General features: G+C 51.6%; 19 protein-coding genes. All 19 read left to right on the forward strand.

The genetic code is table 11. The features are described 5' to 3' along the window. Positions 1-210: 210 nt before the first annotated feature. The 19 genes from sleB (at position 211) to ACI48K_RS08120 (ending at position 22,806) form a co-directional block, all read left to right on the forward strand. Positions 211-1,035 carry a spore cortex-lytic enzyme gene (sleB, locus tag ACI48K_RS08030; protein ID WP_475027065.1) on the forward strand — a complete coding sequence of 275 codons (825 nt, stop codon included), beginning with the start codon at positions 211-213 and terminating at the stop codon, positions 1,033-1,035. Positions 1,036-1,176: 141 nt separating this feature from the next. After that, positions 1,177-2,457 carry an EF-P 5-aminopentanol modification-associated protein YfmF gene (yfmF, locus tag ACI48K_RS08035; protein WP_475027066.1) on the forward strand — a complete coding sequence of 427 codons (1,281 nt, stop codon included), beginning with the start codon at positions 1,177-1,179 and terminating at the stop codon, positions 2,455-2,457. A 3-nt stretch (positions 2,458-2,460) separates the two neighbouring features. Next, a complete protein-coding gene (gene yfmH / locus ACI48K_RS08040) occupies positions 2,461-3,741 on the forward strand; it encodes an EF-P 5-aminopentanol modification-associated protein YfmH (RefSeq protein ID WP_475027067.1) in 1,281 nt (426 codons plus the stop codon). Next, complete coding sequence (ymfI, locus tag ACI48K_RS08045) at positions 3,742-4,509, forward strand: elongation factor P 5-aminopentanone reductase (protein ID WP_475027068.1); 768 nt, start codon at positions 3,742-3,744, stop codon at positions 4,507-4,509. Positions 4,510-4,633: 124 nt separating this feature from the next. After that, positions 4,634-4,888, forward strand: a complete 255-nt coding sequence (locus tag ACI48K_RS08050) for a DUF3243 domain-containing protein (protein WP_475027069.1) — start codon at positions 4,634-4,636, stop codon at positions 4,886-4,888. A gap of 209 nt (positions 4,889-5,097) precedes the next feature. Next, complete coding sequence (locus ACI48K_RS08055) at positions 5,098-5,865, forward strand: DUF3388 domain-containing protein (protein WP_475027070.1); 768 nt, start codon at positions 5,098-5,100, stop codon at positions 5,863-5,865. Positions 5,866-5,977: 112 nt separating this feature from the next. Next, on the forward strand, positions 5,978-7,012 hold the full coding sequence (locus ACI48K_RS08060; RefSeq protein ID WP_475027303.1) for a RodZ domain-containing protein: 1,035 nt from the start codon (positions 5,978-5,980) through the stop codon (positions 7,010-7,012). 159 nt (positions 7,013-7,171) lie between these two features. Beyond that, entirely contained in the window at positions 7,172-7,663 is a 492-nt protein-coding gene (locus ACI48K_RS08065) for a YajQ family cyclic di-GMP-binding protein (RefSeq protein WP_475027071.1), read from the forward strand. A gap of 141 nt (positions 7,664-7,804) precedes the next feature. Next, positions 7,805-9,133 (forward strand): 30S ribosomal protein S12 methylthiotransferase RimO, encoded by a 1,329-nt coding sequence (rimO, locus tag ACI48K_RS08070; protein WP_475027072.1) that lies wholly within the window; start codon positions 7,805-7,807, stop codon positions 9,131-9,133. Continuing rightward, a complete protein-coding gene (gene pgsA, locus ACI48K_RS08075; protein WP_475027073.1) occupies positions 9,130-9,717 on the forward strand; it encodes a CDP-diacylglycerol--glycerol-3-phosphate 3-phosphatidyltransferase in 588 nt (195 codons plus the stop codon). Before rimO ends, pgsA begins: the two co-directional genes overlap by 4 nt. Positions 9,718-9,767: 50 nt before the next feature. Continuing rightward, positions 9,768-11,030, forward strand: a complete 1,263-nt coding sequence (locus ACI48K_RS08080; RefSeq protein WP_475027074.1) for a competence/damage-inducible protein A — start codon at positions 9,768-9,770, stop codon at positions 11,028-11,030. Between the two features lie 2,657 nt (positions 11,031-13,687). Beyond that, on the forward strand, positions 13,688-14,749 hold the full coding sequence (gene recA / locus ACI48K_RS08085; protein ID WP_475027075.1) for a recombinase RecA: 1,062 nt from the start codon (positions 13,688-13,690) through the stop codon (positions 14,747-14,749). A gap of 103 nt (positions 14,750-14,852) precedes the next feature. Next, complete coding sequence (locus ACI48K_RS08090) at positions 14,853-15,695, forward strand: regulatory protein RecX (protein ID WP_475027076.1); 843 nt, start codon at positions 14,853-14,855, stop codon at positions 15,693-15,695. A gap of 308 nt (positions 15,696-16,003) precedes the next feature. Beyond that, positions 16,004-17,545 (forward strand): ribonuclease Y, encoded by a 1,542-nt coding sequence (gene rny, locus ACI48K_RS08095; protein ID WP_475027077.1) that lies wholly within the window; start codon positions 16,004-16,006, stop codon positions 17,543-17,545. A gap of 92 nt (positions 17,546-17,637) precedes the next feature. Beyond that, entirely contained in the window at positions 17,638-18,432 is a 795-nt protein-coding gene (locus tag ACI48K_RS08100; protein WP_475027304.1) for a TIGR00282 family metallophosphoesterase, read from the forward strand. Positions 18,433-18,647: 215 nt separating this feature from the next. Beyond that, positions 18,648-18,908, forward strand: coding sequence for a stage V sporulation protein S (locus ACI48K_RS08105; RefSeq protein ID WP_006286829.1), 261 nt, complete (start codon positions 18,648-18,650; stop codon positions 18,906-18,908). 87 nt (positions 18,909-18,995) lie between these two features. Further along, a complete protein-coding gene (locus tag ACI48K_RS08110; protein WP_475027078.1) occupies positions 18,996-19,952 on the forward strand; it encodes a dipeptidase in 957 nt (318 codons plus the stop codon). 225 nt (positions 19,953-20,177) lie between these two features. After that, a complete protein-coding gene (locus tag ACI48K_RS08115) occupies positions 20,178-21,953 on the forward strand; it encodes a 2-oxoacid:acceptor oxidoreductase subunit alpha (RefSeq protein ID WP_475027079.1) in 1,776 nt (591 codons plus the stop codon). Further along, the gene (locus ACI48K_RS08120; RefSeq protein ID WP_475027080.1) at positions 21,940-22,806 is read left to right on the forward strand and encodes a 2-oxoacid:ferredoxin oxidoreductase subunit beta; all 867 of its coding nucleotides are present in this window, start codon (positions 21,940-21,942) and stop codon (positions 22,804-22,806) included. Before ACI48K_RS08115 ends, ACI48K_RS08120 begins: the two co-directional genes overlap by 14 nt. Positions 22,807-22,856 lie beyond the last annotated feature (50 nt).

The following is a 22,856-nucleotide window of genomic DNA, read 5'->3' on the forward strand; positions in this document are numbered from 1 at the left end:
CGAAACACCAGAATTAAAGGAGCCAAGCCGAATCATACGGCTTGGCTCTTTTGTGTTTTATTATTCGCATCCTTTAGTTTCAGATTGGCCAAGCGTTCGCAAAACCGGGCCGTTTGTCTTACTTCTGCCGGTGCATAGGAAGGGACTTTGCTTGTCATACTAAAGTTACCCATCCATGTTAATCCTCTAAAGAAAGGTAGAGCTAAACGTATGAATTATAAAGCGAAAATTTGGTTTGCTGCCGGTTTAGTGCTGCTTTTGTTCGGAACCTTGTACGGAGCTTATTCGCTTCGGAGCCATTTTGGCGTAAACAACCAACACGACGAGGTCGCGCAGGAGGTAAAACCTGCGTTCAGCAATCAAGTCATCCAATATGGAGCTTTTGGCAAGGATGTTTACGAGCTTCAGGGCCGGTTGAAATACTTAGGCTTTTATAACGGGAAATTGGACAGCTATTTCGGGCCGAAAACGCAAGGATCCTTAAAATGGTTTCAATCGGAATTCGGTATGCCCCCGGACGGTCTCGCCGGAGCGAAAACCAAGCTCAAGCTGTATAATGCGACCACGGCTTGGCGTCCGGGTTCGGAATTGGCCGCGGGGAAACCATCCAGCGGGAAGACAACAAGCACCAAGCCCAAAACGGTATCGTCCGGGCTCGCCCCCTCCAACGCGATGGGTTTATCGGCGAATGATTTGAAGATTATGGCCAATGCCGTTTATGGGGAATCCAGAGGCGAGCCCTTTGAAGGCCAAGTAGCCGTTGCGGCCGTTATTTTGAACCGGGTGAAATCGCCCAGCTTTCCGAATACGGTATCAGGTGTGATTTTTCAGCCAGGGGCCTTCACGGCCGTCGCGGACGGACAAATTTGGCTGGAGCCTAACGCAACCGCCCGGAAGGCGGTACAGCAGGCGCTCAACGGCTGGGATCCAACCGGAGGATGCATTTATTATTTTAACCCGGCGACCGCAACTTCCAAATGGATTTGGTCCCGCCCTCAGGTTAAGACCATCGGCGAGCATATTTTCTGTATGTGAAAACCCGCATAGATCAAGGAGCAGCCGACTTGTCCAGCCGGTTGCTTCTTTACTTTAGATTGGTATAGAATGGAACTGAATTTCATATTGTAAAGTTTCATAAGAAGTGTAGTAAAAGTCTCTTGCAAAGGAGTTTTGGTCTTGAACAAGACGGTTTTTGAACGTGGCAATGTGGGCCATATCCGGATTCACGTGCTTCCTACAACCCGATTTAAAACATTTGCGGTTTCTTTATATGCCGGAATTCCGCTTCACGAGGATACGGTAAGCACTACGGCGCTGACCCCGTTTGTGATGCGTCGGGGAACGGAATCCTATCCCGAAACGACGACATTTCGCGAACAGCTTGAGGATCTGTACGGAGCCGGATTCGGATTTGATGTCTATAAACGGGGCAATTATCAGATTGTCCAGTTTCGCATGGATACCATTAACGATTCGTTTGTCCAGAGCAAAGAATCTTTACTGGGGAAGACGTTTTCTTTCCTTGGAGAAGTGGTTACTAAACCCGCCCTGGAAAATGGAGTTTTCCGGTCGTCTTACGTAAATACGGAACGCGAGGGCGTTCGCAAAAAACTTGAGGCGATCATAAACGATAAAATCCGTTATGCGGCTGAGCGCTGCACGGAAGAAATGTTCCGCGGCGATCCGTATCGGCTGCATTCGTTGGGACAACGGAGCGATCTGGACGGAATTACGCCGGAATCCCTTTATGCGGCATACCGGAATTGGCTGCAGCAGGCGAGCTTCGATTTATATGTTGCCGGGGATACGACGCTGGCGGAAGTTCAGGAGCTTGTGGAACGCGAGTTTCATTTGAACCGTACGGCGACGCCGGAATATGTTCCTGAACGCGGTGAATTCAACATTCGGGAAGTCCGCACGATTAAAGAAGAGCTTGACGTGAATCAAGGCAAGCTGAATCTCGGGCTTAGAACGCCGATTACGTATTCGGATGACCGTTACGCCTCGGTTTTACTGTATAACGGTATTTTGGGCAGCTATCCGCATTCTAAGCTGTTTATCAATGTGCGCGAGAAAGAAAGTTTGGCTTATTATGCCTCTTCCCGGTTCGACGGCCATAAAGGAATCATCGGCATTCAAGCGGGAATTGAAATCGAAAATTACGAGAAAGCGCTGAAGATCATCCAGGCGCAGCTTGCAAGTCTGCGCGGCGGCGAGATCAGCGAACTGGAGATGTCGCAGACGAAAGCGATGCTTCGCAACAGCCTGCTCGAAATTCAGGATTCCGCCTTTGAAATGATCTCCTATGATTTCAACCGGATTCTCTCCGGCAAAGATCGTCCTGCCGAAGAATTGCTGGCTCAAGTTGAACGCGTTACTCCAAGCGATGTGGTAGAAGCGGCGAATACGGTGGAACTGGATACGATTTACTTTTTAACAGGACAGAAGGAGGGGTAGTCCTTGGAAGCGATCACCTATGAAGCATTGAAAGAAACCTTGTATCACGAGACAATGGACAACGGACTTCAGGTCTATGTGCTCCCTAAACCGGGATTCCAGAAAACGTATGCTACATTTTCCACGAAATACGGTTCGATCGATAACCATTTCCGGGTAGAAGGAGAAGCAGAGATTTCGGTACCGGACGGAATCGCCCATTTTCTTGAGCACAAAATGTTTGAAGAGCCGCAAGGCGATATTTTCGCCACGTTTGCTTCCCAAGGCGCGTCCGCCAATGCGTTTACTAGCTTCGACCAAACGGTTTACCTGTTTTCGGCAACCGAAAATATTCAGGCTAATCTCGAAACGCTGATCAATTTTGTGCAGCATCCTTATTTTACGGATCAAAACGTGGATAAGGAAAAGGGAATTATCGGGCAAGAAATTGGCATGTACCGCGACAATCCGGACTGGAGAGTTTACTTCGGCCTGATCGAAGCATTGTATCAAGTGCACCCGGTTCGGATCGATATTGCCGGAACGGTGGAATCGATTGGGACGATTACAAAAGAAACGCTGTATACATGCTATAACGCTTTTTATCATCCGAGCAATATGCTGCTGTTTATCGTCGGCGGAGTTGACCCGGACGAGGTATTCCGATTGGTTCGGGACAATCAGGCGAACAAAACGTATGGGCCGCAAGGCGACATTGCCCGGTTGTTTCAGAACGAGCCAAGCGAAGTTGGCGAAAAACGGCGGGAGTCGAAGCTTCCGGTATCGCTGCCGAAATGCTTGTTTGGCTTCAAAGAGACGAAGCTCGGACTCACCGGCGAAGAACTGCTGCGCAGGGATCTGGCCACCAAGTTTGCGCTCGATTTGCTGCTTGGAAGCAGCACTAAGCTGTATCAGAAGCTATACGATATGGATCTGATCTCCGACAGCTTCGGCCATGAGTACAACAGCAACCCGAACTATGCATTTTCCGCGATCGGCGGGGATACCAGCGACCCGAACCGTTTGCTGGACATCATCAAGGAAGAGATCAACGCGGTGCTCGCTTCCGGATTCCGGGAAGAGGATTTTGAACGCACCCGCAAAAAGAAAATCGGCGGATTTTTGCGTATGCTGAACTCCCCCGAAAATATCGCCAATGAATTTACCCGCTACCGTTTCCGTGGCGGCGACCTGTTCGCCGTTCAGTCGATTTATGAATCGCTGACTCTGGAAGAAGTCAACAGCCGGCTCCGCGAGCATATCGATTGGAATCAAATGGCCGTATCGTTAGTGGTGAGCCCGTAAATGTCTATGGATCATGGGATGGGGAAAAATCTCGCGGATATGACCGTGCTGATAACCGGAGCAAGCCGGGGGATCGGCGCAGAAGTGGCGTTGCGTTTTGCTTCGGTCGGCATGAACGTGATCATTCATTATATGAAGTCGCATGAAGCGGCCAATGAAGTCGCCCGCAAATGTATGGATCTGGGAGCCAAAGTATATACGGTTACGGCGGATCTTCGAGACATGGAACAGATCAAGCGGATGAAGGAGCGGCTGCAAAGCCACGGCCTTCAGCCGGATATTTTAGTGAACAACGCGGGAATTTCCCATTACGGACTCCTTTCCGATTTAGAGGAAACCGAATGGGATGAAGTGATGAATGTCAATTTGAAAAGCGTTTTTCTCTGCACCCAGCTGTTTATGCCGGAGATGATCAGTCAGCGCTTTGGCCGTATCATTAATGTCTCCTCGGTTTGGGGAATTTCCGGCGGCTCCTGCGAGGTCGTCTACTCCGCAGCCAAAGGCGGGGTAAACGCTTTTACGAAAGCGCTGGCGAAAGAGCTGGCTCCGTCGGGTGTTACAGTCAACGCCGTAGCTCCCGGAGCTGTGAAGACCGACATGATGGGCGGTTTCGATGAGGATGAAATGCGGCAGCTTGAAGAGGAAATTCCTGCGGGACGTCTCGCCTCGCCGCAAGAAATCTCTTCGCTCGTTTATTTCCTGGCTTTGCCGGAATCGGGCTACATTACCGGACAGGTTATCAGTCCAAACGGCGGCTGGCTCACGTAACGCAGTGCTTAGGCATTTGGCAGAACCGGCATTTGTTAGGTTTTGGCGGTACGCATAAGGTTTCCGGAAAATACGCATATTACGACTGTTGATATTAAATCGTCAATCGAAGGAGGATTTAAGCATGTCAACAGCACTGAAAAATTTCGATAATTGGAAAAAGTTCCTGGGTGAACGCGTTAAACATGCCGAAAAAGCCGGTTTCAGCGATGAGGCTATCTCAAATCTTGCTTATGAAATCGGCGGATTTCTGGACGACAAGGTCGATCCCCAAAACGAATCGAACCGGACTCTGAAGGAAATTTGGGATGTGGGAACCGAGGAAGAACGAAGAACAATCGCTCGGCTCATGGTCAAGCTGGCGAAGAAAAACGCATAGTTTACATTGGAAAAGCTCCCGTAACCGGGAGCTTTTCCTCCATTTTTTGCTTTCCCTTGCCTTTCAAAAAATTTTTATATATCATAAAACAAGTACGAATTTATTTTTACACTTCCTTAGGAAGGGTTTCCAAAGTTTTCAAAAAAGGGAGCAGGAATTTAGGCCTATTTTGTCGAAAGTTGGCTATAGGGCATAAGAGGGTGTCTTCGATGGAACTTAAGCAATGGTACCTGGAATATAAAATACATAAAAATCGTCCGGGATTACTTGGCGACATCGCTTCCATGTTCGGTATGCTGGAAATCAACATATTGACGATTAACGGTGTAGAGGATATCACCCGGGGAATGCTTCTGGAAAGCGATGACGACGAGAAAATCGAACAGGTCAGCAAAATGCTCAGCAAAGTGGACAGCATTACGGTGACGGCACTGCGTTCGCCTCGTCTCGTTGATCTACTGGCGGTCCGGCATGGCCGCTATATCGACCGGGATTCGGATGATCGCAAAACCTTCCGATTTACCCGCGATGAGCTGGGAATATTGGTTGATTTTTTAGGCGAGGTTTTCAAAAAAGAAGGAAACCAGGTGATTGGTTTGCGCGGCATGCCTCGTGTAGGCAAAACGGAGTCAATCATCGCCGGAAGTGTCTGCGCCATGAAACGTTGGACTTTCGTGTCGTCTACGCTTCTGCGGCAAACAGTCCGGAGCCAGCTCTCCGAAGATGAGCTTAACCCGCATAACGTATTCATTATTGACGGAATTATCAGCACGCTGCGTTCCAATGAACGGCATCACCAACTGCTCCAGGAGTTGATGGCCATGCCGTCAACCAAAGTCATCGAACATCCCGATGTTTTTGTCAAAGAATCGGAATATACCTATGACAATTTTGACATAATTATAGAATTGCGTAACAATCCGGACGAGCAAATCGTTTATGATACGTTCACGACGATTTATACGGACGAACTGTAATCGGAATTCTTTATTCGTTCAATTTTGAATACGAGCCCTTTTGGCGCCTTCCGTTAGCGGAAGACGCATCACTATGAATATGAATCAAAAATCTAAAAGTTTGCAGGAGGTGATGGTCGTGTCGGATTTGGGCCAGCAGTTAAGGGAAGCCCGCCTTGCCAGAGGTTATTCGCTGGAAGATGTACAAGAGATGACAAAAATTCGCAAAAGATACTTGGAAGCCATCGAATCGGGTGATTATAAAGTTTTGCCAGGCAGTTTTTACGTACGGGCATTTATCAAAACCTATGCGGAAGCAGTTGGACTGGATGCGGACGAACTCTTGACGGAGCATCGGCAAAATGTGCCGACTGTCGCCCCTGAACCTACGATGGAGCCCGTTATGCAAAAACGGCGCAGCAGAACGCATACAGAGCGAAATTCGAGATGGCTGTCGACCACGTTGATGTGGTCTTTTGCTGTGTTGATCCTGGTTGTCATTTACTTGTATTTCACGCAGTGGGGCAAGTCCGACCAAACGGCGGAAAATAATCAACCCGATCCGACGCCGGTGACCCAAAACGAAAATAAACCGGGCAGCGGAAGTAATAATGCGGCCGGGAACGGAACGAACGCAGGAAATTCGGGCAACTCGGGCCAGACCGGCGATAATGCGGCCGACAACGGCCAATCCGGAAACGGAACGAACGGTGGAACGGATAATGCGGGTACCGACACGGATACAGGCACGGATTCGGGATTGCCTCAGTCCATTGTGATCGCTCCGGACGGCAAGTCTGGAAGTACCACTAAATTCAAGGTGCAAGGTGCTGGAGATACGCCTGTTGACGTCGTGATTACGGCATCCGGCAAGAGTTGGGTGGAAGTGCGTAAAGGAGATAAAAACGGAGAAAAGCTTTTCTTCGATAATACGAAAGATGGCGATGTATTGACCTATCCACTTGGACCGGAAGGAATCTATATTGTTTCGGGGAACTCCCAGTATACCTCCATTGCCGTAGGCGGCCAAACGGTCACCGACGGCAAAACGACGACTAAAATTTTACTGAATCTGGATACTGCCGGCACGGACGGCTCCGTGGATGGAAGTACGGGGAACGGAACGGATACGGGTGTAGATGGCGCCAACTCCGGTGACGGCCAATAAGAATACGCAAGATGATTCAAGGCATTATGGAACCTGAGAGGTTTTGTGATGCCTTTTTGCTTGCGCTAGGCGAAGGCTCGACTTTGCGAAAAATTTTACATATAATGAAGGAATATATTAGTAATATTTATATAGTTACGTCAGAAAGGAATGTGAATTATGGCTTCGGAAAGCTCATTCGATATGGTATCTAAAATGGATATGCAGGAATTGTCCAACGCGATTGACCAAACTGAGCGGGAGATTGCCAGCCGCTTCGATTTCAAGGGCAGCAAAAGCGAGCTCAAGGTTGAAAAGGACGTGCTTGTAATCTTGTCCGACGATGAATACAAGCTTAACGCTGTGATCGATATCCTGCAGTCCAAAATGATCAAAAGAGGATTGCCGATCAAAAACCTGGATTACGGAAAAATCGAACCGGCTTCTCTGGGAGCGGTGCGCCAGCGCATCAATCTGAAGCAGGGGATTGATCAGGAGAACGCCAAGAAAATCAACATACTGATCCGCGATTCCAAGCTGAAAGTCAAAAGCCAAATCCAAGGCGATCAAATTCGGGTAACCGGCAAAAGCAAGGATGAATTGCAAGAGGTTATGCAAATGATCCGTAAAGCCGACTTGACCGTCGACGTGCAGTTCACCAACTTCAAATAGACCGGCTTAAAGAGGTCTCCTGCAGCGCCGCATGGTGCATGTTGGGACCTTTTCGCATTTTTGACACTATGCCCTTCGGATATTATACTTGTAGAGAAAAAAATGGTAACTTGTGCTCGAACTTGATGGGGGAAATCGCACATGAATGAAAAAGTCAAAATCGTTACGCTGGGCTGCGAGAAAAATCTCGTCGATTCCGAAATGATGTCGGGTCTCATGGATCAGCGCGGCTATTCTTTGGTGGAACGGCAGGAAGATGCAACGGTCATTATCGTCAATACCTGCGGCTTCATCGATGCGGCCAAGGAGGAATCGGTCAATACGATCCTGGAGATGGCCGAACTGAAGGAAACGGGCAAGCTGAAGGCGCTGATCGTATCCGGCTGCCTGACGCAGCGTTATAAACAAGCACTGATGGATGAAATGCCGGAGATCGACGGAATCGTCGGAACGGGCGATTTTCACAACATCAACCAGATTGTCGATGAAGCGCTTAAAGGCAAAAAACCGGTCTATGTAGGCAATCCTGTCTTCAATTACGAAGAGGCTATGCCGCGCAAGCTGTCGACACCGCAGTATACGACCTATGTCAAAATCGCCGAAGGCTGCGACAACAACTGCACCTTCTGCAGCATTCCGATCATGCGCGGGAATTTCCGCAGCCGCTCGATCGAATCGGTTTTGGCTGAGGTGAAGCAGATGGCTGCCCAGGGTGTGAAGGAAATCAGCCTGATCGCTCAAGATTCCACGAACTACGGAACGGATTTGTACGGCGAATTCAAATTGGCCGAGCTAATGGATAAAGTGAGTCAGGTTGAAGGAATCGAATGGGTCCGTCTCCACTACGCCTATCCGGGATTTTTTACCGATGAACTAATTGAAGTGATGGCCGCGAATCCGAAAATTTGCAAATATGTGGACATGCCGCTGCAGCATAGCGAGGATTCCATCCTTAAAAGAATGCGCCGCCCGGGGCGAAACCGGGATATTCGCGAGCTGATCTCCAAAATCCGCGCCCGCATTCCGAACGTATCTCTGCGCACGTCGCTGATCGTCGGGTTCCCTGGGGAAACCGAGGAGGATTTTGAGCGCTTGTGCGATTTTGTCCGCGAAGTCAAATTTGACCGGCTGGGCGTTTTCACCTATTCAAAAGAGGAAGATACGCCCGCGTCCAGACTGCCCGACCAGGTGAATGAGGACGTCAAGGAATGGCGCGCCAATACGCTAATGGAAATTCAGCGCTCCGTTGCGAACGATAACAACGGCAGATTTATCGGACAAGTGTTGGATGTTCTGGTTGAGCGCGATGACGGCCGCAGCGATATCTACGTAGGGCGTTCGCAATTCGACGCTCCCGAGATCGACGGGGAAGTGTTTGTTACGAATTGTTCCGCCGCTATTGGCGAAATGACGAAAGTGCGAATTACGCATGCTTATGAATACGATTTGTCCGGGGAGGCTGTCTCGTGAATTTGCCCAATCGAATTACACTAACCCGTATTTTTATGATTCCGCTGATGGTGCTGTTTCTGCTGCTCCACGGCGGCTGGCTGTCCCATGAGCTTACGGCGGGCGCTTATTCGCTGCCGGTGAATCAGCTGATTGCTGCCATTTTATTTATTGTTGCGGCCAGCACGGACGGGATTGACGGTTATATCGCCCGCAAGTACAACCTGGTCACGAACCTCGGCAAGCTGCTGGACCCGTTAGCGGATAAGCTGCTCGTTGCCGCTGTGCTGATTGCACTGGTTGCGCTGGGCAAATGCGACGCATGGATCGCCGTCATTATCATCAGCCGGGAATTCGCCGTCACCGGTTTGCGCGAAGTGGCGCTGCTGGAAGGCTCCGTTATTGCGGCGAGCAAATGGGGCAAAGCCAAAACGATCACGCAGATCATTGCGATTTCGGCGCTGCTGCTGAACAATTTTCCGTTCGAGTGGCTGGGCATTCCGTTTGCCGATATCATGATCTGGATCGCCACGATCATCACGATCTATTCCGGCGTTGACTACTTTATTAAAAATAAAAGCGTGCTTTCTTTTTCCAAAGCTTAAGTTTGTTCATGCGGCTTGAGCCTAAGCTAAGCTGAAGGAGATGTGAGAGAATGAAAGCGGAAATCATCGCTGTCGGCACCGAGCTGCTGCTTGGACAAATCGTGAACTCCAACGCTCAATATTTGTCGCAGGAGCTGGCGGCTCTCGGCATTGACGTATATTTTCAAACTGTGGTCGGCGACAACATGAACCGGTTGGCCCAGGCGATCGAAACGGCTTCATCCCGGGCCGATGTGCTGATTTTTACGGGAGGCCTTGGACCAACGCAGGACGATTTGACCAAGGACGCGCTGGCGTCCGTGCTTGGACGAACCTTGCATATCGATCCGGACGCCATGGAGAATGTGGATCGCTTCTTTCAGGGGCGGGGCGTCCCGATGACGGAAAATAACCGGCGCCAGGCGCTCTCGATCGAGGGGGCAACGCCGCTGCCGAACGAAACCGGGCTGGCGGTGGGCAACGCTGTCTCGGCGAACGAGAAGTTTTATATCGTGCTGCCTGGTCCGCCGAAAGAAATGAAGCCGATGTTCGAAAATCAGGCGAAGCCGTGGATTCTGCGCCATGTGCTGACGGAGGAAATGCCGATTTTCTCCAAAATGTTGAAGTTCGCCGGTATCGGTGAATCCGCGCTGGAGACAAGCCTGCTTGATCTTATCAAAGAGCAGAGTGATCCGACCGTTGCGCCTTACGCCAAGGAGGGAGAGGTCACGATCCGGATTTCCACCAAGGCGAAAAGCGAAAGGGAGGCGCTGGTTAAGCTGGACGCGCTTCAAGCGGAGATCGCTTCCCGGCTCCCCGAGCATTTGTATGCCGATACGGACATACCGATCGAAAAGGTGATCGTCGACATGATGACTCGGCGGAGTCTGACGCTGAGCGCGGCTGAAAGCTGCACCGGCGGCCTGCTGATGGGCGCGATTACGTCGGTTCCTGGAAGCTCTGCCGTTTTTAGCGGCGGCATCGTGTGTTATTCCAACGCGATGAAAGAGAAGCTGTTGAACGTGCCGCACGAGCTGTTGGAGGGCCCCGATGCCCCCGGCGCCGTCAGTGCCGAAACGGCTCGTGTGCTTGCGGAGCAGGTGCGCGAGCTTTCGGACACGGACTTTGGCTTGTCCGTTACCGGCGTAGCCGGACCGGGCTTTTCCGAACGCAAGCCCGCGGGGCTCGTGTATATCGCCATTTCGCGCCGTGGCGGGGAAACTGCGGTTCACGAGCTGAACATCAAAGGCAACCGCGAAACCGTGCGGATCCGCACGGTCAAGACGTTGCTGTACCGTCTGTGGAGACAGCTTAAGGATCTGCCTGAGGCGTAACGCGGTATTGCGCGCGGGGAGCTTTTCCTGTTATAATTTGGATACGGAAGAACCGTAGCAAACTGTCCAGTTGTGCTGCGGTTCTTTTTTTTGTTTGGCGTTTTTTGAAGAGGGGGGATGTTGATAAAATTGCAGCTTGCTGTGAAGTTGGTGAATATTGGCCGCTCCGCACACCGTTTGATCTTACGATCGCTGTTGCAGCCGGATTATTTGATTTTATAAATTCCAATAGGGTAATAATCCGGCTGCAAAGGCGAACGCTGACGCTTCTTCAGATTCAAACGGCCCGCTGCGCTCTGTATTCACCGAAAACCGGCAATCTGCGCTATCTTCGATAACGCATCCCCCTTAAGGAGAACGCCAAACTTGATTTGCCCGCATGGGCAACTGCAGTTTGCACGGTTGGGGGAAGGGGCAGTGGCCCCTGCAGCTCCGGCTTTCGCGGGAGCTGCAGGGCTTGCCGCGGGTGAATTCAGGGGAGCCAAAGTGTGTCACAAGCCGAGGTCAAGCGCATTCCCGCAGGGAACAGCGAGCAGGATCGTCTGTGTAACTCCCTCGTTAGTAGCACTACCGGCAGGATTCCGAAGAAGAGGAAGGAATCCTGCCAAAGCAGGCCACCCGGGAGCACCCAAAAGTAAGACGTACCCCGGAGGGGAGAAAAGCGATCCATGCACGCCCCCAGCGCATTCCCGCAGGGAACAGCGAGCAGGAGCGCCTGTGTGTCTCCTCCGTTAGTGGAACTACCGGCAGGATTCCGAAGAAGAGGAAGCAATTCGCCAAAGCAGGCCACCCGGGAGCGCCAAAAGTAAGACGTACCCCGGAGGGGAGAAAAGCGATCCATGCACGCCCCCAGCGCATTCCCGCAGGGAACAGCGAGCAGGAGCACCTGTGCGCCTCCTCCGTTAGTTGAACTACCGGCAGAATTCCGAAGAAGAGGAAGCAATTCGCCAAAGCAGGCCACCCGGGAGCACCCAAAAGTAAGACGTACCCCGGAGGGGAGAAAAGCGATCCACGCACGTACCCAAGCGCATTCCCGCAGGGAACAGCGAGCAGGAGCACCTGTGCGTCTCCTCCGTTAGTGGAACTACCGGCAGGATTCCGAAGAAGAGGAAGCAATTCGCCATAACAGGTCACCCAGGAGCACCAAAAGTAAGACGTACCCCGGAGGGGAGAAAAGCGATCCACGCACGTACCCAAGCGCATTCCCGCAGGGAACAGCGAGCAGGAGCGCCTGTGTGCCTCCCCCGTTAGTAGCACTACCGGCAGGATTCCGAAGAAGAGGAAGCAATTCGCCATAACAGGTCACCCAGGAGCACCAAAAGTAAGACGTACCCCGGAGGGGAGAAAAGCGATCCATGCACGCCCCCAGCGCATTCCCGCAGGGAACAGCGAGCAGGAGCGCCTGTGTGTCTCCTCCGTTAGTGGAACTACCGGCAGGATTCCGAAGAAGAGGAAGCAATTCGCCAAAGCAGGCCACCCGGGAGCGCCAAAAGTAAGACGTACCCCGGAGGGGAGAAAAGCGATCCATGCACGCCCCCAGCGCATTCCCGCAGGGAACAGCGAGCAGGAGCGCCTGTGTGTCTCCTCCGTTAGTGGAACTACCGGCAGGATTCCGAAGAAGAGGAAGCAATTCGCCAAAGCAGGCCACCCGGGAGCGCCAAAAGTAAGACGTACCCCGGAGGGGAGAAAAGCGATCCATGCACGCCCCCAGCGCATTCCCGCAGGGAACAGCGAGCAGGAGCACCTGTGCGCCTCCTCCGTTAGTGGAACTACCGGCAGGATTCCGAAGAAGAGGAAGCAATTCGCCAAAACAGGTCACCCGGGAGCACCAAAAGTAAGACGTACCCCGGAGGGGAGAAAAGCGATCCATGCACGCCCCCAGCGCATTCCAGCAGGGAACAGCGAGCAGGAGCGCCTGTGTGCCTCCCCCGTTAGTGGAACTACCGGCAGGATTCCGAAGAAGAGGAAGCAATTCGCCAAAACAGGTCACCCGGGAGCACCAAAAGTAAGACGTACCCCGGAGGGGAGAAAAGCGAGCCACGCACGTACCCAAGCGCATTCCCTCAGGGAACAGCGAGCAGGAGCGCCTGTGCGCCTCCTCCGTTAGTGGAACTACCGGCAGGATTCCGAAGAAGAGGAAGCAATTCGCCAAAACAGGTCACCCGGGAGCACCAAAAGTAAGACGTACCCCGGAGGGGAGAAAAGCGATCCATGCACGCCCCCAGCGCATTCCAGCAGGGAACAGCGAGCAGGAGCGCCTGTGCGCCTCCTCCGTTAGTGGAACTACCGGCAGGATTCCGAAGAAGAGGAAGCAATTCGCCAAAACAGGTCACCCGGGAGCATCAAAAGTAAGACGTACCCCGGAGGGGAGAAAAGCGATCCACGCACGTACCCAAGCGCATTCCCGCAGGGAACAGCGAGCAGGAGCGCCTGTGTGCCTCCCCCGTTAGTCCAGTTTGCGGGAGTCCAGAGGGCTGCAAGCCCTTGGGGCCCTCCCTTACGGTAAGGGAGGGTTTGGGAGGGATGAGTCCCTGGTTTGGGAGGGTTGAGATAACGCGAATATATGTTCGAAAAAATGCTTGGCAAACATTCCAAAACACGGTACAATTAAAAAAGTTAGAAATCCGTTTTTTATCTCCGATAAGGATGTGAGCTGATTGTCAGATCGTAAAGCTGCGCTGGAAATGGCGCTTCGTCAAATAGAAAAACAATTCGGTAAAGGTTCCATTATGAAGCTGGGAGAATCCACGCATATGCAGGTAGAAGTCGTACCGAGCGGATCGATCGCCCTGGATATCGCGCTGGGTATCGGGGGATTTCCTCGGGGCCGGATTATTGAAGTGTACGGACCGGAATCTTCAGGTAAAACGACGGTAGCGCTGCACGCTATTGCGGAGGTTCAAAAAATCGGAGGACAAGCCGCCTTTATCGATGCCGAGCATGCGTTGGATCCATCGTATGCCAGCAAACTTGGCGTCAATATCGACGAATTGCTGTTGTCCCAGCCGGATACGGGCGAACAGGCGCTGGAAATCGCGGAAGCGCTGGTTCGCAGCGGTGCGGTGGACGTTATCGTCATCGACTCCGTTGCAGCGCTGGTGCCTAAAGCGGAAATCGAAGGCGAAATGGGGGATTCCCATGTGGGCTTGCAGGCGCGTCTGATGTCGCAAGCGTTGCGTAAATTGTCCGGCGCGATCAGCAAGTCCAAAACGATTGCGATTTTCATTAACCAATTGCGCGAAAAGGTAGGCGTGATGTTCGGAAATCCGGAGACGACTCCTGGTGGACGGGCTTTGAAGTTCTACTCCACGGTTCGCCTTGATGTTCGGCGTATAGAAACGATCAAGATGGGCAACGACATGGTAGGTAACCGTACGCGCATCAAGGTTGTGAAGAACAAGGTGGCTCCCCCGTTCAAACAAGCCGAAATCGACATTATGTATGGGGAAGGTATCTCCAAGGAAGGCAGTATTATCGATATCGGCGTTGAATTGGATATCGTGGACAAGAGCGGCGCGTGGTATTCCTATGCCGGGGACCGTTTGGGACAAGGGCGGGAGAATGCCAAGCAGTACTTGAAAGAGCACCCGGAAATCGCCGATGCGATTGAGAAGAAGATTCGCGAATCCAGCAATTTGACGACTTCCGTTGCTCCATCTTCCGCATCCGAGCTGGAAGAGGACGAGAAGGAAGAGCAGGCGCTTTTTGGGGATGAATAAATAGTTCACTTAACTTTCATTTCGATATGGATGAACCGGCGCTCTGACGCCTGGCGTGAGCCGGGGCAGAGCGCTTTTTGCTGAAAAGACAGGAGGAATCCGCGTGGATTATGGAAATGGCAAGCCGAGAGGGCGGCAGCAAGGCTCTTCGGCGGGACGAAACAACGGGGAGGAAATTATTGACATTTCGGATGAAGCTTTTTGGAGCCCGGCACCAAGAAGCGCGGATACGGACAAGGAAGCCTCCGAGCCGGAAAAGGACGGACTGTCTTCTTTTCCGGATGACGCGGATTTGACGATCACTTCGGTATCGCTGCTGAAGCGGCCCAAATTTCGGTACCGGATTTCCTTTGGGCCTTATACGCTGGAGGTTCACGAAGATGTCATGATCAAATACCGCATGATGAAGGGAGCAGTATTCACCAAAAGCGAGCTGGAGGAAATAGTGTCCGCCGACGAACGACAGCGGGGATATGCCGATGCGCTGCTGTATCTGAGCCGAAAGCCGCGAACCGCCTATGAAATTGCCGCCCGCTTGGGAGAAAAAGGCTGGGGTGAGGAAACGATTCATGCCGTTATCGAGAGGCTTACTGCCGAGGGCTTCATTGATGATGCCGCATACGCTCAGGAATGGGCCTCACAGCGGGTGAAGAATCGCGGAAAGGGAAAGATGTGGGTTCGCCATGAATTGCGTCAAAAGGGCGTTTCCAAGCCTCTGATCGAGGATGCGCTCGGTGAAGTCAGCGAGGATGACGAATTCGAAAGCGCGCTTGGACTGGGCGTAAAGAAGTGGCAGAGCACCTCGGGCGAACCGATGGACAAGAAACGAAAGACAGGCTCTTTTTTACAGCGGCGCGGGTATTCAGGATCTGTCGTTTCCCGTGTCATTCGCGAGTTGGCCCGCATGGAAGGAAGTCATTGGGAAGAAGAATGGGAGGAAGATTAGAGCATACAAGTAAGATACTTGTCAATTGCTTGACAATTTCTTTTGTCAAATAATAAAATGAACATGAGTCCATATAAAGGGGAGTTCATTTTTTCCTTCCAAATTAACGAACTCTTCCTTAAAGATTCTATTCGCCAGTCATGAAGGCCATTACGTCCCTATTACTTGGAACGGTCATGCTCATAGCATGGAAGCTGAACTGAATCGGCATGTAATGTATTCTTTGTATGATGATGAATGTGAAACGTAACTGACAACTGCAAACATCCCAAGGAATGCCTTGGAGGAAACAACGGGGAGGTGAACAGATGGATACAGTAATCTGGATCGTTCTCGTTGCAGCCGCTTTATTCTTTGGGTTCGTGATCGGATATTTTATTCGCAAGTCTCTTGCAGAAGCTAAAATTTCCAGTGCGGAACAAGCTGCAAGTCAAATCTTAGATAACGCGAAGAAGGACGCAGAAGCACTGAAAAAGGAAACGGTTTTGGAAGCCAAGGATGAAATCCACAAGCTCAGAACCGAAGCTGATAAAGACATTCGTGAACGTCGGAATGAAATTCAACGACAAGAAAGACGATTGTTGCAAAAGGAAGAGTCGCTGGATAAAAAATTGGAATCGCTGGAACGCAAAGAAGAGCAAGTGGCCGGCAAGGAGAAACGAATTGAGGAAACTCAACAACAAATCGATTTGATTTACAAAAACCAAGTTCAGGAATTGGAACGCATCTCGAATTTAAGTATGGAAGATGCGCGTGCCATCATTCTGAATAACGTAGAGCAAGAAGTTCGCCATGAAACGGCGCAGATGATCAAGGATATTGAACAGCAGGCGAAGGAAGAAGCGGACAAGAAATCGCGTGAAATCATTACGCTCGCTATTCAACGCTGCGCTGCCGATCACGTCGCGGAAACGACGGTTTCCGTGGTAACTCTGCCGAACGAGGAAATGAAGGGGCGGATTATCGGCCGCGAAGGCCGGAACATCCGGGCTCTGGAAACCTTGACCGGGATAGACCTGATTATCGACGATACGCCGGAAGCGGTGATTTTGTCGGGCTTTGACCCGATCCGTCGCGAAATCGCCCGCACTGCCCTCGAGAAATTGGTGGCTGACGGACGGATTCATCCGGCCCGGATTGAAGAAATGGTCGAAAAATCCCGCCGTGAAGTGGATGAACGGATTCGCGAGTACGGGGAACAAGCCACCTTCGAGGTGGGGGTACATGCACTGCATCCCGATTTGATCAAAATTTTGGGACGCCTCAAGTTCCGGACAAGCTACGGCCAAAACGTACTGAAGCATTCGATGGAAGTCGCTTATTTGGCCGGATTGATGGCCGGAGAATTGGGCGAGGATATCGCGCTCGCAAAACGTGCAGGTTTGCTGCATGATATCGGTAAAGCGCTTGATCATGAAGTGGAAGGATCTCATGTCGAAATCGGCGTAGAGCTGGCTAAGAAATACAAAGAACATCCTGTAGTTATCAACAGTATTGCGTCTCACCACGGGGATTGCGAAGCAACCTCTGTGATTGCGATGCTGGTTGGCGCAGCCGACGCTTTGTCGGCGGCAAGACCGGGAGCGCGCCGCGAAACGCTGGAAACGTATATCCGTCGTCTGGAGAAACTCGAGGAAATCTCCGAGTCGTTCGAAGGCGTCGAGAAATCGTTCGCCATTCAAGCGGGACGCGAGGTTCGCGTTATGGTGCAACCGGACAAAATCGATGATGCGGAAGCTTTCCGCTTGGCGCGGGATATTACGAAAACGATTGAAAATGAACTGGATTATCCGGGACATATCAAAGTTACCGTTATCCGCGAAACGCGGGCGGTTGAATACGCCAAGTAAAGGTTATGCTGAAAAGTGGCCCCTCGCGGGCCGCTTTTTCATTGCTCGTAAGGCCCGGTCTTTGCGAGGCACCGAATTGAGGAGGGAACACCATTAAAGTTTTATTTATTGGAGATATCGTCGGAAATACGGGGAGAAAGGCACTCAAAGAAACGCTGCCCCATCTAAAAACGAAATATCAGCCCCACATCATCATCGCAAACGGAGAAAACGCGGCGGCGGGACGGGGCATTAATGCCAATATAGCCAAGGAGTTTTTTGACCAAGGCATTCATGGGTTAACGATGGGCAATCATACGTGGGACAACAAGGAAATTTTTGATTTTATCGACGACGAGCCACGGATGGTGCGACCGGCTAATTTTCCGCCCGGAACTCCGGGGCAGGGATATACGGTCATCAAAGCGAACGGCAAGGAACTGGCCGTCGTCAATTTGATGGGCCGAACCTTTTTGCCGGCGATTGACGACCCGTTCCGCGCGGCGGACGAGATCATCGGCCGGCTGTCCAAGAAAAACAAATGCATTCTTGTGGATTTTCATGCGGAAGCGACCTCGGAAAAAATCGCAATGGGCTGGCATCTGGACGGCCGGGCTTCGATCGTGGTTGGCACGCACACTCATGTACAGAGCAATGACGACATCATTTTGCCGCAAGGAACCGCTTATATGACGGATGCCGGAATGGTAGGCTCCCGGGAAGGCGTGCTTGGCATGGAACGGGCCGCCGTTCTCCGTAAATTCACGACCCAGCTTCCGGTGCGGTTTCAGGTCTGTGAAGGGAAATGGCATTTCCACGCCGTTATGGTGGACTTGGACGACTCTACAGGACGGGCGAAGCGGATCCAGAAGATCCGTCTGCTGGAAGACGAATGGCAAATGGATTGATCAAAGGGATCTGCTAGGTTTATCGGGGAACAACAGCGATCGAAAGAACGTTTCACGCGACTGCCTTATGGGTGCAACCATGGGTATTATTATTCGGCTAGACATGGCGAGTCCCCCCAAAGTTCCCGCATGGGAAAAAGAAGGAATTATTTGAGCTCTCACGAATATCTTCTAAGTAGTGGAATCAAACGATTATTCCCAGGGAGGTACTAACCATGGAAGTATTAAAAGTTTCAGCAAAATCCAACCCCAACTCCGTTGCCGGCGCCCTAGCCGGTGTTCTGAGAGAACGTGGCGCTGCTGAACTTCAGGCCATTGGGGCAGGGGCTCTCAACCAAGCTATCAAAGCAGTGGCGATCGCCCGGGGATTTGTCGCGCCAAGCGGTGTCGATTTGATTTGCATTCCGGCGTTTACGGATATTGTAATTGACGGCGAGGATCGGACGGCAATTAAACTAATCGTAGAACCCAGATAAAAATACCCAATAGATAAAGCCTGTTTACTTAGGTAGACAGGTTTTTTTGTATTTGCCTATGAAAAATGAAAGAGGAGGGAGCCGCCGATGGCTATGGAAGTGATCGATTTGCATTGCGATGTTTTGTATAAAATGGCGCTGAACCCGAAGTTAGGCTTTGCGAAAAGCAGAAAATTGGATGTCTCGCTAAAACGCATGGAGCAAGGAAACGTCAAAATTCAGTGCTTTGCGATTTTTCTCTCCGATGGTCTGCTCGGAGAACCTAAAATGGAGCTGATTTTGGATCAGCTGGAGATCTTCGAGAAAAAGGTGGCGACGCAGGGGATAACCCTCATCCGGTCGGTGGAGGATCTGAATGCTTTAGAGGGGACGGAGCAGAGAGGCGGTTTGCTCTCGATCGAAGGATCGGACGGGCTTGAAGACGACCTTGGCAATCTGCGTTCTTGTTATGACCGGGGGGTACGTTTGCTCGGATTGACCTGGAATTACGCCAACTGGGCGGCGGACGGCATTTTGGAGTCGAGAAATCAAGGATTTACGCCGATGGGCAAAGAATTGGTCAAGACTTGCCACGAGTTGGGCATTATTCTAGACGTTTCCCATTTATCGCATAAAGGGTTTTGGGAGCTCGCCGAAATGGCCGAGACCGCAGGCAAACCCTTCATTGCTTCTCATTCCAATGCATATCACGTTTGTTCGCATGTCCGAAATTTGGACGACGATCAAATTGGGGCGATCGCAAAACTGGGCGGACGCATCGGCATCACCTTTGTTCCCTGGTTCGTCAAGGAGGGGGGCAAAGCGTCCGGCATGGATATTTTGCCGCATATCGAACGAATTTGCTCCCTTGGCGGGGAGAAAACGATCATGTTCGGTTCGGATTTCGACGGGATCGAATCGCATTTAAACGATTTGCGGCATGCCGGAGATTATGGCAAATGGGCGGATCTCCTCCTGAAACACTACCCTGAAGAGCTTGTCCGCGGATGGTTGTCCGGGCATGCAAGCTCATTCCTGCGGGCATGGCTCCCCTCAAGGAAGTAAGCGCTTTAATTAATCACGGAAATAGATTGAATTTATCGAAAACTACTATATGAAAAAAGGCTAGAAAACGCTTGCTTTTTACCGATCTGAGACATAAAATTGACATGACTCTGAAACAGAATGTTCACAAAATAGGAATTGATTGTGATTTCTTGCACGTCAACATTCTAGTTTGCACTAATTGATTCATTATCCAGTGCGATACGATTAAAGGGGTGGGCGATCTTGATTAGTCAATTGTCTTGGAAAATCGGTGGACAGCAAGGCGAAGGCGTTGAAAGTACGGATCGGATTTTTTCGACGGCTTTGAACCGATTGGGTTACTATTTGTACGGGTACCGGCATTTCTCTTCCCGTATCAAAGGCGGCCATACGAACAATAAAATCCGGATTAGTACCAAGCCGATTCGTGCGATTTCCGACGACTTGGACATTTTAGTCGCTTTTGACCAAGAAAGTATCGATTTGAATGCGCATGAATTGCGTGCGGGCGGGGTAATTGTGGCGGATGCCAAATTCGGACCGACCGTACCCGAAGGCGTAAACGCCCGGTTGTTTCCGGTTCCGATCACGAGCATTGCCGAGGAACTGGGAACTTCGCTGATGAAAAACATGGTTGCTTCCGGCGCCTCTTGGGCGCTGCTCGGGCTGCCGCTGGAAGTGTTTAATAAAGCGGTGGAAGAAGAATTTGGCCGTAAAGGCCCAGCTGTCGTCGAGAAAAACGTCGAAGCCGTTAAACGCGGAGCGGATTTCGTGTTGGAGCTTGCCGGCGGACCGCTGGAGGAATTCAAGCTGGAACCGGCGGACGGCAAGCAGAAGCTTTTCATGATCGGCAACGATGCGATCGGGCTTGGCGCCGTAGCCGCTGGCTGCCGTATTATGAGCGCATATCCGATCACTCCGGCTTCCGAAATCATGGAGTACTTGATCAAAAAGCTGCCAAAATTCGGCGGAACGGTCGTTCAGACCGAGGACGAAATCGCCGCCATCACGATGGCTATCGGCTCGAGTTACGCAGGTGTCCGCACGATGACGGCTTCGGCCGGTCCGGGGCTGTCGCTCATGATGGAAGCGATCGGTCTTGCGGGCATGACGGAAACGCCGGTCGTTATCGTCGATACCCAGCGCGGCGGTCCAAGCACAGGCTTGCCGACGAAACAGGAGCAAAGCGATATCAATGCGCTGATCTACGGGACGCACGGGGAAATTCCGAAGATCGTTTTGTCGCCGAGTTCGATCGAAGAGTGCTTCTATGACACGGTGCAGGCTTTTAATCTTGCCGAGAAATATCAGGTGCCGGTCATTTTGGCGACGGACCTGCAGCTTTCTCTGGGGAAACAATCCTGTGAGATGCTGAATTATGAACGGGTTACCATCGACCGCGGATATATCGTCAAAGACATTCCGGACCGTGAGGACGGCAGCCTGTTCAACCGTTATGGCGTGACGGACAACGGCATTTCGCCGAGGGTGCTGCCGGGCGAGAAGAACGGGATTCATCACGTCACCGGGGTTGAACACGATGAATCCGGCCGTCCTTCCGAAAGCACGGCCAATCGGAAGAAAATGATGGATAAGCGTCTTCGCAAGCTGGCGAAGCTGGAAATTGCCGATCCGATCCATCTCGATGCTCCTTATGCCGAGCCGGATCTCCTGATCGTCGGCATGGGTTCGACAGGGGGAACGATTGATCAGGCCCGCCGGAATCTGGAAGCCGAAGGCGTCAAGACCAACCATATGACGGTGCGGCTGCTGCATCCGTTCCCGGTGGAGGAAGTGCTTCCGCAGATCGCCAAAGCGAAAAAGGTGCTGGTGGTCGAGAACAATGCGACCGGACAGCTTGCTAATTTGATCAAGCTTAACATCGGATATCACGATAAAATCGTCAACATGCTGAAATACAACGGGAATCCGTTCCTTCCTTCGGAAGTATACGAAGACTGCAAAAAAGCGGCGGGGAACAAAGCGCAGGAGGAGTTGGTGAAACATGGCAACCTTTAAGGAGTTCCGCAACAACGTTAAACCTAACTGGTGTCCGGGGTGCGGCGATTTCTCCGTTCAGGCCGCGATCCAGCGCGCCGCGGCTAACGTCGGTCTTGAACCGGAGAATCTCGCGGTCATCTCCGGGATCGGCTGTTCCGGACGCATCTCCGGATACATCAACGCTTATGGCCTCCACGGCATTCACGGCCGGGCGCTTCCCATTGCACAGGGCGTGAAGCTGGCCAATCGGAACTTGACCGTTATTGCCTCCGGCGGCGACGGCGACGGTTTTGCGATCGGAATGGGCCATACCGTTCATGCTATTCGCCGGAACATCAACATCACGTATATCGTGATGGATAACCAGATTTACGGGCTGACGAAAGGGCAAACTTCCCCGCGCAGCGGGGAAGGATTCAAAACGAAGAGCACGCCTGAGGGATCCGTCGAATCGACGCTGTCCCCGCTGGAAATCGCTCTTGCATCCGGAGCGACTTTCGTTGCCCAATCGTTCTCCAGCGATCTGAAGCAGTTGACATCGCTGATCGAGCAGGGCATCCGGCACGAAGGGTTTTCGCTGATCAATGTGTTCAGTCCATGCGTAACCTTTAACAAAATCAATACGTACGACTGGTTCAAGGAAAACATCGTCAACCTGGAGACTATTCCGGATTACGATCCGGGAAATCGTGCGATGGCGATGACGAAACTAATGGAAACGGGCAGCATGATTACCGGACTTATCTATCAAAACAAAGAAAAGAAAAGCTATGAGAACCTTGTGCACGGATTCAAGGATGAGCCTCTGGTTCATCAGCCGCTCGATTTATCCGAAACCGAGTTTGACAATCTTGTTGCAGAATTCAAATAATGTGTCAAAAGACGTCCGATTTTTGCGGGCGTCTTTTCCTTTTTTCAAAT

The sequence above is a fragment of the Paenibacillus terrisolis genome, assembly GCF_056171975.1.

What these genes read in the sequence shown, in the direction of transcription:
- sleB (WP_475027065.1), top strand. Translation starts at nt 211, where the DNA reads ATGAATTATAAAGCGAAAATTTGGTTTGCTGCCGGTTTAGTGCTGCTT.
- ymfI (WP_475027068.1), top strand. Translation starts at nt 3,742, where the DNA reads ATGTCTATGGATCATGGGATGGGGAAAAATCTCGCGGATATGACCGTG.
- ACI48K_RS08050 (WP_475027069.1), top strand. Translation starts at nt 4,634, where the DNA reads ATGTCAACAGCACTGAAAAATTTCGATAATTGGAAAAAGTTCCTGGGT.
- ACI48K_RS08055 (WP_475027070.1), top strand. Translation starts at nt 5,098, where the DNA reads ATGGAACTTAAGCAATGGTACCTGGAATATAAAATACATAAAAATCGT.
- ACI48K_RS08060 (WP_475027303.1), top strand. Translation starts at nt 5,978, where the DNA reads ATGGTCGTGTCGGATTTGGGCCAGCAGTTAAGGGAAGCCCGCCTTGCC.
- ACI48K_RS08065 (WP_475027071.1), top strand. Translation starts at nt 7,172, where the DNA reads ATGGCTTCGGAAAGCTCATTCGATATGGTATCTAAAATGGATATGCAG.
- rimO (WP_475027072.1), top strand. Translation starts at nt 7,805, where the DNA reads ATGAATGAAAAAGTCAAAATCGTTACGCTGGGCTGCGAGAAAAATCTC.
- ACI48K_RS08080 (WP_475027074.1), top strand. Translation starts at nt 9,768, where the DNA reads ATGAAAGCGGAAATCATCGCTGTCGGCACCGAGCTGCTGCTTGGACAA.
- rny (WP_475027077.1), top strand. Translation starts at nt 16,004, where the DNA reads ATGGATACAGTAATCTGGATCGTTCTCGTTGCAGCCGCTTTATTCTTT.
- ACI48K_RS08105 (WP_006286829.1), top strand. Translation starts at nt 18,648, where the DNA reads ATGGAAGTATTAAAAGTTTCAGCAAAATCCAACCCCAACTCCGTTGCC.
- ACI48K_RS08110 (WP_475027078.1), top strand. Translation starts at nt 18,996, where the DNA reads ATGGCTATGGAAGTGATCGATTTGCATTGCGATGTTTTGTATAAAATG.
- ACI48K_RS08120 (WP_475027080.1), top strand. Translation starts at nt 21,940, where the DNA reads ATGGCAACCTTTAAGGAGTTCCGCAACAACGTTAAACCTAACTGGTGT.